Source organism: Corynebacterium sp. HMSC056F09 (assembly GCF_001815785.1).
Classification (GTDB): domain Bacteria; phylum Actinomycetota; class Actinomycetes; order Mycobacteriales; family Mycobacteriaceae; genus Corynebacterium; species Corynebacterium hiratae.
This window is the reverse complement of the sequence record NZ_KV821941.1, coordinates 31,427-46,845: the sequence shown is the minus strand read 5'-3', so window position 1 is coordinate 46,845 and position 15,419 is coordinate 31,427. Positions and strand designations below refer to the sequence as shown.

The following is a 15,419-nucleotide window of genomic DNA, read 5'->3' as shown; positions in this document are numbered from 1 at the left end:
CAAGAAATACCGCAGCTTTCAACTCGTCGTTGGCGGCGAAACCATCCACGCCGCAGTACCACTACCCCCGGAAATCCAAACCCTCGTCGACAACATCACCGCCCCAACCCTTCGGCACTAATTTGAGCCAAGTCAGGCTACACTAATCAAAATGGTTGAATTAGCGTTCGGCGTTGCTTTTTGCGGATCTAGCCCGGGCTACGAGATTCGGTGGACGGATTCGTCGCTCAGTTTTCTAATGTCACAAGCATTGAGTTGTCATTCGTAGAAATCCAGTTGGAGGTGTCTTGAGATGCTCTTAAGGAAAATGCTCTCTCCTGCAACTGTAATCAGAGTGAATGTTCTTGTGGATGCGTACGTGACTTCATTTCTTGCAGCTTCTGTAGGTTACCTGACAGTAGAATCTGGTCTTGATGGTCAAGGTGCTTTGCATGCGGTGGGCACGGGCATTGTTATTGGGACAATTCTGTCGTTGCCGCTTGCACGTCTCGGAGATGTCGTGGGCGAAGCTAGGGTTCTCGGCTGTGTGCAGATTTTTCAGGTTGTCGCATATGTTGTTCTTGGAATAGTCCCTGGTCAAATCCCATTGATGGGTGCTTTGGTTGGAATCTTTTTGCTTGGAAGGTTTGTTTCGCCTCTGAGAGGTGCTCTTCCTCCACGTTACCTGCAAAAAGAGGAGCTAGTTAGTTTCAAAATTGGGCTACGAACAGCAACGTTGACTGTCGTTCTACTTGGGACAGCCACCGTATCATGCGTTCTGCTTTTTGATATCTCGATTCGAACCTTTGCTTCGTTGCTTGGGATTTTTGGATATTTTGTTTGTATGCTCGCGACGCAAGTATTGAAGCAAAATCAAGGGGTCGACGTTGTACGCCGAGCTTCAGTTTCCGTCAGATTTTCATTGGCAACAGATGTATGGATTTCTTGTCTAAAGGTCTTTGTTACATTCGCAATTGTCACAACCGGTTCCGTTCTAGTGCCGTACATACTGGCATCCAAGGGAAGTAAGCTTAGTTGGTTGCTATTGTGCTCTGTATTTATAGAAATTGCGATCAATTATGTTATCCAGAAGAACTCTCGCTTCAAGGAAGGAGGTGGGGCTTCAAATTTCGCCTTACTCTTGCTAGCAGTTGCTTTGGGGGTGTTCGGCGGGATTCTCTTAGTTAGCAGTGCTGTGCTCTTACAATCAATGATTGTCTTTTCATTAGCCTTGATGGCGGTATTCTGCTTAAATCATACCGCCCGGACGTTCGCAACTATTATGGCTTGGCAGTTTCAGTATGAGAAAGGTGATGATAAAGATCGGACATTTGTGGTAGCTATATTTTCGATGGCGTCAGCTTTTGGGATCGGGTTTGCAAATTTAATAGGTGCAAAAATTTACGAAGTAGTAGGTGTGTAAATTCATAATGAAGGATATCTTCGAAAGCCCGAGAATTAACAGTAGGAATAGACGTGGGCGCTGGTACCCACGACATGAATCTTGGATGCAGTGCGCACGAGCGCGAACTTCGACGCACCCATGCGCGAGCCCTAGTAGTCCGTCTGGTCGAGTGAATTAGTCTATTAGCAGTGTCGGTGGCCGTCTATTGGAATGGTTTATTTGCGACCAGCGTTTTTGTCAGATGCGAGTTTTTGGTACCGGTGTTCTGGGGACTCGGTACTGCCGTGTTCCGGGTAGTTGGTACCGGGCCGAGGGGGGCGTCGGCCCGGACGGGCTACAATTTCAGGGTGGAATCACAGCTAGTCGCCTACATCGATGAGTCCTCCGCCCTTAGACCCCCAGACCGGCAGGAGTACATGGTGTGTGCAACCATCATCGACACTCAAGACTTGGAAAAAATACGCGAGGAGCTGCGTCCACTACGACTTCCTGGCCAGGTCAAACTTCACTGGACCGACGAACGTAATAGCCGACGCCGAAAAATCGTGGACACCCTTTCTGAGATCGACTCCATGCAAGCGATCATCACCCACCAGAGTGAAGTGAGCAAAAAGACGGAGAGGCACCGCAGGAAATGCTTGGAGCAGATGTACTTCGAGCTCTCCGACATGCACGTCCACAACGTCACTTTGGAAAGCCGGCAAGAAGCACAAAACAGGCGAGACGTCGCCCATATAGTTGCCCTGCAGGGCCAGGGACAAAGTGCTGGCATCCGACTGCGACACGTACGCGGTGGCGATGATCCCCTGCTCTGGATTCCAGATGCCGTTCTGGGAGCACTGAACTCCGTCCATCTAGGGGAAGAGCAGTACTGGGAGAAGCTGCACGAGAAAGTGGTCCTCAACCGTCCCACCCCGGATTCCCTCTAGAGGCAGGCGAAGACCCTGGGTCCAGTCGTCCGGCTGGGGTCCCAGGGTCTTCTTCCGATCCTGTCGTAACAGGTGGCAATAACACTAGGGTAGCACCATTTGGCACCATTTGGCACCGATAGGCCCCGTTCGTTTCCTTAGCTGGATCGGCGGCCTCATCCTGGTTTCCTGACAAAATCCACATCGACCAAGCCGAACGCAGCGGGCTAAATATCACTCTGCTCAATACCCCTAGACGTTGACACCGACATGCACCGCCGAGATACAGCTCCTTCCAAGTAGAAGTTGACGCAACACCAGCGGATTGTGGTGTCGCCAACATCAACTATGAAAGAAAACCCCATGCAGTACCGGATACACGGAACACCGGTACCAACTACGCGGACTCGCGGTACCAACTACCCCAAATTGACATTTTAGAACAAGTGAATGAATGCGGCGGCTAAGGGGGCAGGTCTTTCAAATCAGCTTGTACTTCTCCTCGATCTGGAATCATTGGTGACCTTCATGAGTGCACTTCTAAGTTTGCGTTCATAGGCCTGAGGACAAGCAATCACACGGGTTCCTGAACCCCATAACCTCGTCATTTAAGGGACTACATGCCTGACGTTTTAAGTCTTTAGCGCTCCCGTAAATCGTTGGCCACCAGCACTGTATTGATAGCGGGATGTCGTTTCCTTTTCGTGCTTTATAACTAGAATGAGGTCGGTATCAACTTTTGGCGGGATAGCGAAGGAGAACGCGATGAGGTTCCCGCAGACTTCGGCTTCTTTTACTCATTCTTATAACCCGGTCTTTCTGAAGGAACTGAAGGCTGTTCCCTACGGGAGAAAGAACGAGAACCCCTCTCCCTACAACCTTTGTCCGGTCTTTGAATCAGTAGAGCCTGTTCCGCAAGTGCGCGATATCCGTGGTGGGCTTGTGTTTTTCGGAGCGATGGTCTTGGCAGCGGGACTCATCTTCTTTGTGGGCTTGCTTCTTAACAGCTTCAAGGTTCCGGGTCTCTTGGCGTTTCTTCTTGGCGCGTCGCTCCTTTATTTTTTGTTTCTCATCGCTAAACATGCGCTGTTTGCTCTTCGCATTAATAGGGCCTGGAAGAATGGCTGGATCGATTTTTATCCGGTACTCCTTGGCAGTCTTTTTCACGATGAGGAGAATGCCAGGCGTGGGAAGAAAGGGAATTTTTATGCCACGAAGGCGTTGGTCGTGGCGCCAAACGGCGAGTCCCGGATGCTCGAGGTGTCCGTGGAGGGGCTGAGGTTGGACCGAATGATTAGGGAAGGCGCTGTCATGGTGCGTGACCGCCAGGGTATTCGCCTTGATGCAATCCGCAATAATGGGTGGACATTCTGGGCCGTCGTTCGTGGTCGGCCGTTGGACGACGGAAGCGTGGAACATGGGCTGTCCGCTTCACAGGTGGCTGCGGGCTTGGATCGCGTTCGGCATGGTTGGCCATTGGATCGGCTTGATTCCTTGCCTGATGGCCCGTGAATTTTGACTATTAGCCATGGTTGTGGGTCATTTCACTCACCAGTCGGTGCATTGCCGGTTTCGGGCCGCTGACCTGTACACTGGTTCGGTACATACGGACGCGTCTACCGCAGAAAGTGCATGGATTTAATGTCTGAATCTAACTCCCGCGACCACGAGCGTGGCCGCGAAGGTTCCTCGGAAAGCAACCGGGGAAACAACCGCTCTGGTGGCCGGAAGTTTGAGAAGCGTGGCGGCGCATCGGGGCGTCGAGAAGAGCGTCGCGGCGATCGCCGCGATGATCGCCGTGGCGGTCGCGCTGGTGCTAAACCTCGTCGTGGGGATCGCCGCAACGATCGGCAGGGCCACGATCGTGATAAGCACAAGGCCTCGCATCCGCAGCGTTCGGGTTACCGTGAGGAGCGGATCAATCGCCGCATGACGGACCCGGATCTGCCATCTGATATCGATATCACTGACCTGGATCCTTCTGTGCTGCAGGACCTCTCCTCGCTATCGAAGGAAAACTCCGAAGCAGTGGCCAAGCATCTCATTATGGCGGCAACGTGGCTTGATGATGACCCGCAGCTGTCACTTCGCCACGCGCGCGCGGCAAAGGATCGCGCTGGACGCGTATCGGTTGCGCGTGAAATGAATGGAATCGCCGCCTACCGTGCTGGGGAGTGGAAGGAAGCTCTGGCGGAGTTGCGTGCTGCGCGCCGCATTTCCGGTGGCCCTGGATTGCTTGCCGTGATGGCGGATTGTGAACGCGGCCTTGGTCGCCCAGAGAAGGCCGTGGAGCTGTGGCGCAGCGAAGAGGCCAAGGAGCTGGCACCGGAGGATGCCATCGAGTTGGCAATCGTGGCTGCAGGTGCACGCTTAGACATGGGTCAAGCAGATTCTGCTGTGGTCACGATTCAGCGCGCGCAGCCGAACAAGGACGCCACAGGTGTGTCTGCCTGCCGCCTTACTTATGCTTACGCCAATGCCCTGCTGGAGGCCGGCCGTAAGGATGAGGCACAGGAATGGTTCCAGCATGCGGTTGACATCGATGAAGGAGACTGGACCGACGCCGCGGAGCGCCTGGCCGAATGTAAATAATGAGTATTCTCAAGACCCACGATTCGCTGCTGCTAGATCTTGACGGAACCGTGTGGGAGGGAGGACAGGCCCTCCAGTGCGTCGTTGACGTTATTAACTCCTGCGGTGTTCCCGCGGTGTACGTGACGAACAATGCTTCCCGCAGCCCCCAGACCGTGGCTGGCATGCTCGGAGAAATTGGACTGAAAACGGATGCCAACCGTGTTGTTACCTCCGCGCAAGCCGCAGTCAAGATTGCCCGTGAGGACTTCCCGGCAGGAACCAAGGTTCTTGTCATCGGCGCTGACTCATTCCGCACTCTGGCCCGTGAGGCAGGGTTCGAAGTAGTCGACAGCGCCGATGATAAGCCTGCGGCAGTGTTGCAAGGCATGGATAAGTCGGTCGGTTGGGAACAGCTTTCCGAGGGGGCATTTGCTATCAATCAAGGTGCGAAATACTACGCCTCCAACCTCGATACGTCGCTGCCGACGGAGCGAGGAATGGCCGTGGGTAATGGCTCGCTCGTCGCGGCTGTTGTTTCGACCACGGGCGTTGAACCTATTTCTGCAGGCAAACCGGAGCCCGCTATGTTTACGCAGGCGGCCAAGCTGGTGGGGTCGGCCAAACCCCTTGCTGTCGGCGACCGTCTGGACACCGATATCGTCGGTGGTAATAACGCAGCGATGGATACGTTCCACGTGTTGACCGGTGTGTCTCGTGAGCTGGCGCTTATTGAAGCCATTCCGGAGGCACGTCCCAATTTCATCGGCGCGGGCTTCCACGAGCTCTCACTCTCGGAAGCACAGGCACGGCCAGGAGCCCAGGGCGGATTCCGGGCTCGGTATGACGGCTATGACATTGTCCTTCAAGGAGGCGATGAGAAGTCGACTTCGGTCGAGGCGCTGCGCACGGTTTTGGAAGTAGCCTGGGCGGGCGCTGAGCCTCCTCGCTATATTCAGCCGCGGAGCGAGGCCGCTGAAAGAGTAGTATCCACATGGCGGTAAAGCCCCATGACCCGCGGGCGGTGCTTGCCCCAGAAAAGCTGGATGCGTCCATCGCTGCGATTCTTAACGAGCCATCGGAAACTCTTGAGCAGGAGCTGGTCCAGCTGGACCGTGCTCACACCGTGCTGCGGGATGCGCTTCAAGACAACTAGCGCTTTACACCAAGGAATGTAGGGGAAAGAGGACCTGTCTATGCCACCGCAACGTCGCCGTCTTGACGCGGAGTTGGTACGCCGAAAGATCGCGCGCTCACGTGAGCACGCTGTTGAGATGATCAAGGCCGGCCGCGTGACGGTTGGTGGTTTCAAGGCCACCAAACCCGCCACGGTGGTGGAACCAGAGGTATCCATCAAGGTGGAGGCCAGTGAGGGGGATGACTGGGCGTCGCGAGGCGCACACAAGCTCTTGGGCGCATTTGAAGCCTTTGACGTGGATCTGAAGGGCAAGCGCGTGTTGGACGCAGGAGCGTCGACCGGTGGGTTTACCGATGTCTGTTTACGCCGCGGTGCCGCGGAGGTGTTATCGGTTGACGTGGGCTACGGGCAGCTGTTGTGGCGCCTGCAAAACGATGAGCGCGTTACCGTGTTAGACCGCACGAATATTCGTAATCTGACCCTAGAGCAGACCGGTGGGCCGTGCGATGCCATGGTGGGTGACTTATCTTTTATCTCCTTGAAATTGGTGCTTCCGGCCATCGTGGAGTGCATGGTCGATGGCGCGTGGTTACTGCCCATGGTCAAGCCACAGTTTGAAGTAGGTAAGGACCGTATTGGCGCCGGCGGCGTGGTGAGGTCACCCGAGCTTCGCGGGGAAGTAACCAAGGACGTGGCGGTCTTCGCTCAGGAGCTCGGCCTAAGCGTAAAAGGTGTGGCTGCCTCCCCGCTACCGGGACCGAGCGGTAACGTCGAGTATTTCCTCTGGCTGGTCAAGGACGGGATGTCCACCCCGGAGGATAGGCTGGACGTACTCATCGAAACGGCAATTAAGGAAGGACCTCAGTGAGCACTACCAGCGCCGCGGATGGCACCATGCGCCGTGAAATTCTTCTTGTCCCGCACGCCAGTCGCGAGGAAAACCTTGCCGCCACCCACCGGGCCGCGGAGCTGCTGCAGGAGGCAGGCATTAAGGTGCGCGTCTGTGCTGCGGATACTGTGCTTCCCGGGCTGCAGCACGTCCGGCATACACCAGCGGCAGCAGAGGGCTGCGAACTGGTGTTGGTGCTCGGAGGCGATGGCACGTTCTTGCGCGCTGCGGATATGGCCCGCGCCGTGGACGTTCCGGTGTTGGGCATCAACTTGGGGCACGTGGGCTTCCTCGCAGAATGGGAAGCGGAGTCCCTAGACCGTGCGCTCGTGCGCGTCATCGAGCAGTCCTATGACGTCGAAGACCGCCTGACCATCGACGTGAGCGTCTTCGATTCGGAAGGCGCGTTGCGTGAGCGCAGCTGGGCGCTGAATGAGGCGTCGATTGAAAACCTCAACAGGTCCGGAGTGCTTGATGCCATCCTCGAAGTGGATGGCCGCCCAGTATCCGCTTTTGGGTGCGACGGTGTACTTATTTCTACCCCTACGGGCTCCACGGCTTATGCCTTCTCCGCCGGCGGCCCTGTGCTGTGGCCTTCGCTCGATGCCATCCTGGTGGTGCCGAATAACGCGCACGCATTGTTTACCAAGCCGCTCGTGGTGTCTCCGGATTCACAGGTAGCGGTGGAATCGGCATCGGCAACGACTCCCGCCGTGGTGATCCTCGATGGTTTTCGGGAAATCTCCATGCCCCCAGGCTCACGCGTGGAAATCGTGCGCGGTGAACGGCCGGTGCGGTGGGTTCGCCTTGACCACCAGCCTTTCACTGACCGGCTTGTGTCCAAGCTGCGCCTTCCCGTGGAAGGCTGGCGCGGACCGCGGCATTAACCTGCTCTAGCGCGTAACCAGGAAGGAAGATAACTCTCCGTGCTCGTTGATATCAGCATTTCTGATCTCGGTGTAATTGAAAGCTCCACCGCGGAGCTTTCGCAGGGGCTCACCGTGCTCACTGGTGAAACCGGTGCTGGCAAGACCATGGTGGTGACCGGCTTGCGCCTGCTCGCGGGAGGGCGCGCTGATGCCTCGCGCGTGCGCGAAGGAGCCTCCAAAGCTGCCGTCGAAGGGCACTTTTCTTCTGACTCGAAGGCCGTGGCGGAACTAGTCGAGGAAGCCGGGGGAGAGCCCGATGAGAACGGCGAATACATCGCCTCCCGCACGGTGTCGGCTGCGGGACGCTCGCGGGCCTACCTGGGTGGGCGAGCGGTGCCAGCGGCGACGCTGGGGGAGTTCGCTTCCCATCTCATTACCGTCCACGGGCAAAACGATCAGCTGAGGCTGTTGTCTACTGATCAACAGCTGGCGGCCATTGACCGCTTCGACCCTGCAGTCGACGCGGTCCGCGAGGCATATACCCAGGCATTTAGCCGCTGGCGCGCGTTGGCCAAGGACTACCAGCGCCGTACAGAATCACGGCGTGAGATGGCACAGGAAGTCGACCGGCTCCAGTTCGCGATAACGGAGATTTCGGACCTTGACCCGGAACCGGGCGAGGACGCAGAGCTCGTGACCCTCATTAAGCGCCTGCAGGATGTTGATGCCCTGCGCGAGGGAGCCGCCACCGCGCTGAGCGCTCTCGACGGCGGGGAAGGTTTCGGTGATGAGGACACCGCCGTCAACCTCGTCGGCACCGCTGAAACCGCATTGGCTGGGGCCAGCGACGTCGAACTCGCGCGGCTCGGGGAGCGATTGAGCGAGGTCACCACGCAATTGACCGATATTGCCGCTGAGCTCACCACGTATCTGGGAAATCTCCCCGCAGATCCCAACCTCCTCGAGGAATCCCTGCAGCGCCAACAGGAGCTCAAGCGCCTGACACGTAAGTATGCCGCAGACATCGATGGGGTGTTGGCCTGGCGTGACGCGGCAGAAGCGAAACTCGCGACGTTGGACACCTCCACCGAGGCCCTCGAAGCATTGAAGAAGGAGGTAATGGCGGCCGAAAAGACAATGGTGGCTAAGGCCGAGAAGCTCACCGCCGCCCGCACCAAGGCAGCGAAGAAGCTGGGCTCGCAGGTCACCGAGGAGATTCACGGCTTGGCCATGCCTCATTCCATACTGACGGTCGCCGTGCACAAGGCGAAGTACTCCAAGACGGGCGCGGATGAAGTGGAATTCCAACTCAACGGAAAGCCCTTGGCCTCGGCCGCCTCCGGCGGTGAGCTCTCCCGCGTCATGCTAGCGATGGAAGTGGTACTCGCCAGCGGCGACGGCACCACCTTGGTCTTCGACGAAGTGGACGCCGGCGTGGGTGGTCGCGCGGCGGTGGAGATTGGGCGTCGGCTAGCGCGGCTGTCCATCACCAACCAGGTCATTTGCGTGACCCACCTGCCCCAAGTGGCTGCCTATGCGGATTCGCACCTGCACGTGTCCAAGGAGAAATTCACCTCAGGCGTGGCGGATTTGAGCGCCGAGGAACGCGTCGAGGAACTCGCCCGCATGCTCGCTGGTCTTGATGACACCGCGACTGGCCGCGCGCATGCCCAGGAGCTCTTCGACCGGGCTCAAGCAGAAGTAGAGAGTTTCCGCGCGCCTTCCACACATTGAGCGCCTAACAGGGGAAACTGTCAGGCATGAGTCTGTTTTCCCGTAACACCGATCTGCCTGGAGAACACGGCGCGCTGCGTGATTGCACCCCGGGTGGCAAGGGCATGAAGAAGTTCAGCGCCGGTGACTTCGCAGTCATCAACGCCGCCAACATCTCCCGCCAAGAGGCCCAGACCCTCGTGGATATGAAACCAGCTGCTGTGATTAACGTGGCGGAGTTTTCTACCGGCTCCATTCCGAACTATGGCCCGCACATGCTTCTCGACGCCGACGTCACCCTTATCGAGGGCGTGGGCCAAGATTTCGTCAGCAACTTCAAGGACGGGAAGAAGGCGCGTCTTACTGAGGACGGGACGGTGTATGTGGGGGATACCCAGCTGTCTTCTGGAACGGTGGTTACCCGGGACCGCGCGGAGAAGAACTTCTCCTCCGCGCAACGCGAACTTATCGACCATATGGAAGCCTACTTTGGCAATTCCATCGAGTTCATCCACTCCGAAGGCCCGCTCCTCATCGATGGCCTTGGCGTTCCGGATGCTGGTTCCGTCATGGCGGGACGCAAGGTCCTCGTGGTGTCGCCCTCTGAGGAGCACCGCAAAAAGCTCACGCTGCTGCGCAACTTCATCCGCGAGTATGAACCCGTCATCATCGGTGTCGACTCTGCCGCAGATACGTTGGTTGAGCTGGGCTATCAGCCTAACTTCATCGTGGGAAATCCTTCGGAAGTGAGCTCTGAAACCCTGCGCAGTGGTGCCCAAGTTATTCTCCCAGCTGAGCCGGACGGCACTGCGGAAGGACTCGAGCGCATTCAGGATCTGGGAATCGGCGCGATGACATTCCCGGCTGCGACAGACTCAGCAACGGATCTTGCACTCCTGCTCGCGGACTACCACGAAGCGCAGATGATTGTGCAGGTTGGGGGCGCCCTCGATCTCGATGACATCTTTGCCAACGAGCCGACTGCCACGCCCGCAGCCCTGTTATGCCATATGAAGGCAGGTACGCGCCTCGTGGACGCGGACGCCGTCATCAACCTCTACGCCGCGCCGAATTCCGGCGCAATGGGGTGGATGTGGGCCCTGCTGGGCATTTTCGTGGCGCTGGCCGTGGTCATCCTCATCGTGGGCCTGGGTGGCGATGAATCATTCCTGCAGAACCTGATCGATACGTGGAACAACTTCGCGTTGAGCGTGCAGGGGTGGTTTAAATAATGGGTTCGCCTAAATCCCTGATTGTCACCGGCCTTGGCTTCGGTGCAGCCATTGGTATTGCGTTGGGCACGTTGGTCATCGCACCGAACATGGACTCCACCCCGGGGCGCGGTGGGGAGTCCAACGACGAGGTCCGAGAAAAATACAGCAAGCTGGTGCTTGACCACAACATTGCGAAGGCCCAGCTGGATTCCGCTGATTCCGTGATGGGGGACCTCGGCCGTTACGTCGTCGACGGCACTCTAGTCCAGCGTCCGGTCATGGTACTCAGCATGCCCGACGCCAATGATGCCGATGTCACGGCTGTGAAGGATCTTCTAGGCTCCGCCGATTCCACCGACGCTGGAAGCATTAAACTGACCGAAAAATTCTTGGCCCAGGAATCCGCAGACAAGTTGTTGTCCCTCGTCACCACCACGCTGCCGGCAGGAGCGAAGCTCGATAAGAAGAAGATCGATGCCGGTACTCATGCCGGCCAAGCGCTTGCTGCCGGGCTGATGATGGATGCTAAGACCACCCAACCGCTTGCCACCGTCGACGATCGGGCGACCTTGCTGCGTGCCTTGCGCGATGCCGGCTACATCGATTACAAGGATGGCACGATCCTGCCCGCTCAGGCGGTCGTAATCGTCGGCGGCGGCCTGACACCGGGAGAAGACGAAGACAGCGCTGGCAAGAAGTACACTATCGACACCACCGTCAAGTTCCTGGAAGGTTTCGAGTCCGCGGACGCCGCCATGGTGTATGCCGGGCGCGTGCAGTCCGCAGGGGATGGCGGAGTGTTGGAAAAGCTCCGGGCGGCCAAGACTGGGATTAGCACCGTGGACTCCATCGACCACCCGGTCTCCCAGATGGCCAGCGTCTTGGCCGTCAAGGAGCAGCTCGATGGCGGCCGCGGCGTGTACGGTTCTGCAGCGAATGCCGAGGGCGCAGCGCCGGCGCTGCCGAAGGATCTCTAAATGCCACACGAGTTTCGTACGGTGGGAAGCGAGCTGCTTGTCGACGCCCCCATTATCGCCGTCCGCCGTGATGACGTTGTGATGCCGGGAGATGTCGTGGCGCAGCGGGAGATCGTCGAGCACCTCGGTGCCGTGGCCGTTATGGCTTTGGACGAGGACAACCGCGTCGCCATGGTGGAGCAGTACCGCCACAGTGTGGGCAAACGCCTGTGGGAGCTGCCAGCTGGTTTGCTCGACGTCAAAGGTGAAGATGAGCTCAGTGCCGCACAACGCGAACTCCAAGAGGAGGCCGGACTGGCCGCCGAGGACTGGGGTGTGTTGACCGATCTGGTGACCTCCCCGGGCTTTTGTGAAGAAGCCGTACGGGTGTTCGTGGCGCGTGGGCTGCGGGACGTCGCCAAGCTCGAGGCCACAGGTGATGAAGAGGCCGACATGGGGTTTTCGTGGGTGCCGCTAGCGGAGGCCGTCGATCGTATCCTCGCCGGCGAGATTGTGAACTCTATTGCAGTGGCCGGAATTCTCGCCGCCTATGCCTGTGTGCGTGAAGGACGCACACCGCGGCCGGTTGATTCACCTTTCGAGTTGCGGCCGCAGTCGCTGGCTAGCCGGCGTACCGGACCGGATTTGAAGAAGCTGTGAGCAGCACGACTCCTGCTGCTGCCGCTGGGCAAGCGTGGCTGATGCACCTCATGGTGGAAAAAGGTGCCTCGAAGAACACGGTGAGTAATTACCGGCGTGACATCAATCGCTACGTGTCGTGGCTAGCGGAATCTGGGATCACGGATTTGCGCCAGGTTTCTCGCGCGCACGTGGAGAACTACCTCATGTACCTGCGTGAATCCCTCGCCCAGTCCTCGGCCAGTCGAGCGCTGATCGTCGCGCGTGGGCTGCATAAATTTGCGCTCGCGGAGGGGATGATTGAAGAAGACGTCGCGGCGGAGGTTTCGCCGCCCAAGCGGGCCCAAGCGCTACCGGAGACCCTCAGCGTGGAGGACGTCGAGACTTTGCTCACCGCCATTCCCACTGATGAATCCGCAACCCCCATAGACATCCGCGATCGCGCTTTGCTGGAGGTTCTCTACGGCACGGGCGCGCGCATCTCCGAAGTGATCTCCTTGAGCGTGGATGACGTAACGGCTGAGGGGCCGACGACCGTGCGCGATATTCTGCTGCTGAGCGGCAAGGGCGATAAGCAACGCCTCGTTCCGTTGGGTTCGCACGCGGTAAGAGCGGTCGAGCATTACCTCGTGCGGGCACGGCCGGTCTTAGCAACTGGAGCCTCTCACGCGCTATTCCTCAACACCCGGGGCAAGGCCCTGTCACGGCAAAGCGCATGGGCCGCCATCAAGTCCGCTGCACAGCGCGCGCACTTGAGCGCCAACATCTCTCCGCACACCCTGCGTCACTCCTTTGCTACCCACCTGCTGGAGGGTGGTGCGGATGTGCGTACAGTTCAGGAACTGCTGGGTCATTCTTCCGTGACGACGACGCAGATTTACACGCACGTGACTGCGGATTCGCTTCGCGAGGTGTGGCGTACTGCTCATCCACGCGCCTAAAGGCGCCTAGACTCAGTTCGATTTACATCAATGAAAAGGATTTCTATGACTTCATCTGCTCGCGCTTCCCGGACCTTTCGCGGGGCTGCGATTGCTCTCGCGCTCACCGTATTTCCACTTGCCGGTGTTGCGGCCAACCCGGTGAGCGCGAAGGGCGGGATCCCCGGGCTCGGCGCGGCAGTTGCCCATGCTCAGGATGCCACCATCCCCGTGCCGGCTGGACAAACCACGACGGTTTCCCTGCCGGTGCCTGTCGACGTCTCCGTGGCTGCCGATGGGTGGAATGTGAGCGCCTCAGGTGGCACTGCTACGGTGACGGCCCCGCCAGCAGGTGGACAGATTACCGTTCCGGTGACCTATCAGGGCGTGACCATGACCATCGTGCTCGTTGCTGACGCCGATGTCACCGCCGAGGAACTCAACGACGCTGCCGAAAGTGTCGATCCGGGGCGCCTTGGTGGTGGCCAGCCGGGGCCGGGGGACGCAGAGAACCAGCAAGGTAACGAAGAACTGGGTGGAAACGGCGACGTCACAGACGATACAAGCGATGGCGGAGCGGTGACCGGTGCGGATAGTTCCAGCACCGGCCACGCGCAACCGCTCCGTACGGGCCGTGGCTGGGAAGGCGTGGATGATTCCCACACGTCCTATGTCAACCTAGAATCCACCATCGAAGGCCAGACCATTCACGCCAAGCTAGGTTTGAAACAAGCACTGGACCTTTACAACCGTTTCAAGCATCTTGAGGATGAAGGCGTCACGCTGCGTTATCTCAACGCGGAAGGGGAGTTCATCGAGGGCGTGAAACGCGACATTGATAAGGGCTCGCGCACCATGACCCTGACCTACCCAGAGGGCATGGAACCCGACAACCCCTTCATCATGCAGTTCATCAACGAGGACACCCAGTCGGCAGAGCTGGTGGTGACACTCACAGACCCAACCCGGGAGCACACCACCGAGGTGCCTCCGGAGCAGCAGCTTGACAGCGACAGCGCCACGACAGCTAGCGAAGAATCAGGCACTGATACGGGCCTTGGCGCCGGCGCGGTGATAGCGGGGATTGCGGCACTCGGCATCATCGCATTGGTCGCTGGGTTCGCACTCCGTCGGTTCCGTTCGAACCGGAAGTAAAAGCTCTCGTCGTCTAGCTTCCAGGCTTTATGTGGCGGCTTTTGCTGGCTATAATCGCGATGCGGGTGCTCAAGGGGGTACCCTATAATCACAAGGATGTAAGAGTGCGGCGCCGGTGAGTGCCGCAGGGCTAACGCGAAGATGGCCTAACTAGAGCCGTACAGGTCAAGGAAGCAGGTGTGACTGTGAGCGACGAGGGACTGTTTGAGGCCTCCGAAACACAGGTCGGGTTGACCGGCCGGCCACTGCGGGAGCTTCCGGAACCAGAGCCATTGGAAAAGCATGGTCCCGCCACGATTATCTCCATGTGCAACCAGAAAGGTGGCGTGGGGAAAACCACGTCCACGATCAATATGGGAGCATGCTTGGCGGAGTTGGGGCGTAAAGTCCTCCTCGTTGACTTGGACCCGCAGGGCGCTCTGTCCGCCGGATTAGGGCTGACGCATGATCAGATTCAGGACACTATCTACGACGTCATGCTCGATAGTGAGGTCTCGGTGCATTCTGCCATCGTGCACACCGGCGTGGCGGGGCTCGACCTGGTTCCGGCCAACATTGATCTTTCCGCCGCAGAGATTCAGATGGTCAACGAGGTGGGCCGCGAGCACACCTTGGCCCGAGCGCTGCGCCCGGTACGCAAGGACTATGACTTCATCATCATTGACTGCCAGCCTTCCCTAGGCCTGCTCACGGTCAATGCGCTGGCCTGCTCGCAAGGCGTCATTATCCCGATGGAATGCGAGTTCTTCTCCCTGCGCGGTCTCGCGCTGTTGACCGACACCGTGGAGAAGGTTGCTGACCGCATCAATTTCGACCTAGAGATCATGGGCATTCTGGTCACCATGTTTGACCGTCGCACCCGTCACGCCCGCGAAGTCATGGACCGGGTAGTCGAGTACTTCGGGGACAAGGTCTTCGACACGGTGATTACGCGGACCGTGCGTTTCCCAGAGACCTCGGTAGCCGGTGAGCCGATTACCACTTGGGCACCGAGCTCGCAGGCTGCCAAGCAATACCGCGACCTAGCTAAAGAGGTCATTGAGCGGGCCAACGGCTAGCCGCC

Annotated in this window: 15 protein-coding genes; all 15 read left to right on the top strand. The window is 58.4% G+C overall.

Annotated features, from left to right (window positions below):
• Positions 1–358: 358 nt before the first annotated feature.
• Positions 359–1,402: a hypothetical protein gene (locus tag HMPREF3056_RS07775; protein WP_141759858.1), complete on the top strand. Its 1,044-nt coding sequence runs from the start codon at positions 359–361 to the stop codon at positions 1,400–1,402.
• 329 nt (positions 1,403–1,731) lie between these two features.
• Positions 1,732–2,313: a hypothetical protein gene (locus HMPREF3056_RS07770; RefSeq protein ID WP_083317796.1), complete on the top strand. Its 582-nt coding sequence runs from the start codon at positions 1,732–1,734 to the stop codon at positions 2,311–2,313.
• 744 nt (positions 2,314–3,057) lie between these two features.
• Positions 3,058–3,804: a complex I subunit 1 family protein gene (locus HMPREF3056_RS07765; RefSeq protein ID WP_246822486.1), complete on the top strand. Its 747-nt coding sequence runs from the start codon at positions 3,058–3,060 to the stop codon at positions 3,802–3,804.
• Between the two features lie 129 nt (positions 3,805–3,933).
• Positions 3,934–4,884, top strand: a complete 951-nt coding sequence (locus HMPREF3056_RS07760) for a tetratricopeptide repeat protein (RefSeq protein ID WP_070754486.1) — start codon at positions 3,934–3,936, stop codon at positions 4,882–4,884.
• Positions 4,884–5,867 carry an HAD-IIA family hydrolase gene (locus HMPREF3056_RS07755; RefSeq protein ID WP_070754485.1) on the top strand — a complete coding sequence of 328 codons (984 nt, stop codon included), beginning with the start codon at positions 4,884–4,886 and terminating at the stop codon, positions 5,865–5,867. The genes HMPREF3056_RS07760 and HMPREF3056_RS07755 overlap by 1 nt, the downstream gene beginning before the upstream one ends.
• Positions 5,858–6,019, top strand: a complete 162-nt coding sequence (locus HMPREF3056_RS13490) for a hypothetical protein (RefSeq protein ID WP_168162645.1) — start codon at positions 5,858–5,860, stop codon at positions 6,017–6,019. The genes HMPREF3056_RS07755 and HMPREF3056_RS13490 overlap by 10 nt, the downstream gene beginning before the upstream one ends.
• Before the next feature lie 40 nt (positions 6,020–6,059).
• Complete coding sequence (locus tag HMPREF3056_RS07750) at positions 6,060–6,869, top strand: TlyA family RNA methyltransferase (protein WP_070754484.1); 810 nt, start codon at positions 6,060–6,062, stop codon at positions 6,867–6,869.
• Between the two features lie 26 nt (positions 6,870–6,895).
• Complete coding sequence (locus HMPREF3056_RS07745) at positions 6,896–7,777, top strand: NAD kinase (RefSeq protein ID WP_046649256.1); 882 nt, start codon at positions 6,896–6,898, stop codon at positions 7,775–7,777.
• 39 nt (positions 7,778–7,816) lie between these two features.
• On the top strand, positions 7,817–9,493 hold the full coding sequence (gene recN, locus HMPREF3056_RS07740) for a DNA repair protein RecN (RefSeq protein ID WP_070754483.1): 1,677 nt from the start codon (positions 7,817–7,819) through the stop codon (positions 9,491–9,493).
• Between the two features lie 26 nt (positions 9,494–9,519).
• Positions 9,520–10,704: a putative cytokinetic ring protein SteA gene (gene steA / locus HMPREF3056_RS07735; protein ID WP_049154955.1), complete on the top strand. Its 1,185-nt coding sequence runs from the start codon at positions 9,520–9,522 to the stop codon at positions 10,702–10,704.
• Positions 10,704–11,663, top strand: a complete 960-nt coding sequence (locus HMPREF3056_RS07730) for a copper transporter (RefSeq protein ID WP_046649230.1) — start codon at positions 10,704–10,706, stop codon at positions 11,661–11,663. The genes steA and HMPREF3056_RS07730 overlap by 1 nt, the downstream gene beginning before the upstream one ends.
• The gene (locus HMPREF3056_RS07725; RefSeq protein ID WP_070754482.1) at positions 11,664–12,302 is read left to right on the top strand and encodes an NUDIX domain-containing protein; all 639 of its coding nucleotides are present in this window, start codon (positions 11,664–11,666) and stop codon (positions 12,300–12,302) included.
• Positions 12,303–12,343: 41 nt separating this feature from the next.
• The gene (gene xerD, locus HMPREF3056_RS07720) at positions 12,344–13,222 is read left to right on the top strand and encodes a site-specific tyrosine recombinase XerD (RefSeq protein WP_046649232.1); all 879 of its coding nucleotides are present in this window, start codon (positions 12,344–12,346) and stop codon (positions 13,220–13,222) included.
• A 45-nt stretch (positions 13,223–13,267) separates the two neighbouring features.
• Complete coding sequence (locus HMPREF3056_RS07715; protein WP_070754481.1) at positions 13,268–14,356, top strand: hypothetical protein; 1,089 nt, start codon at positions 13,268–13,270, stop codon at positions 14,354–14,356.
• A gap of 185 nt (positions 14,357–14,541) precedes the next feature.
• A complete protein-coding gene (locus HMPREF3056_RS07710) occupies positions 14,542–15,414 on the top strand; it encodes a ParA family protein (protein WP_046649257.1) in 873 nt (290 codons plus the stop codon).
• Positions 15,415–15,419: the final 5 nt, after the last annotated feature.

What these genes read in the sequence shown, in the direction of transcription:
- xerD (WP_046649232.1), top strand. Translation starts at nt 12,344, where the DNA reads ATGCACCTCATGGTGGAAAAAGGTGCCTCGAAGAACACGGTGAGTAAT.
- HMPREF3056_RS07760 (WP_070754486.1), top strand. Translation starts at nt 3,934, where the DNA reads ATGTCTGAATCTAACTCCCGCGACCACGAGCGTGGCCGCGAAGGTTCC.
- HMPREF3056_RS07725 (WP_070754482.1), top strand. Translation starts at nt 11,664, where the DNA reads ATGCCACACGAGTTTCGTACGGTGGGAAGCGAGCTGCTTGTCGACGCC.
- HMPREF3056_RS13490 (WP_168162645.1), top strand. Translation starts at nt 5,858, where the DNA reads ATGGCGGTAAAGCCCCATGACCCGCGGGCGGTGCTTGCCCCAGAAAAG.
- HMPREF3056_RS07715 (WP_070754481.1), top strand. Translation starts at nt 13,268, where the DNA reads ATGACTTCATCTGCTCGCGCTTCCCGGACCTTTCGCGGGGCTGCGATT.
- HMPREF3056_RS07730 (WP_046649230.1), top strand. Translation starts at nt 10,704, where the DNA reads ATGGGTTCGCCTAAATCCCTGATTGTCACCGGCCTTGGCTTCGGTGCA.
- HMPREF3056_RS07755 (WP_070754485.1), top strand. Translation starts at nt 4,884, where the DNA reads ATGAGTATTCTCAAGACCCACGATTCGCTGCTGCTAGATCTTGACGGA.
- HMPREF3056_RS07765 (WP_246822486.1), top strand. Translation starts at nt 3,058, where the DNA reads ATGAGGTTCCCGCAGACTTCGGCTTCTTTTACTCATTCTTATAACCCG.
- HMPREF3056_RS07750 (WP_070754484.1), top strand. Translation starts at nt 6,060, where the DNA reads ATGCCACCGCAACGTCGCCGTCTTGACGCGGAGTTGGTACGCCGAAAG.
- steA (WP_049154955.1), top strand. Translation starts at nt 9,520, where the DNA reads ATGAGTCTGTTTTCCCGTAACACCGATCTGCCTGGAGAACACGGCGCG.
- HMPREF3056_RS07745 (WP_046649256.1), top strand. Translation starts at nt 6,896, where the DNA reads ATGCGCCGTGAAATTCTTCTTGTCCCGCACGCCAGTCGCGAGGAAAAC.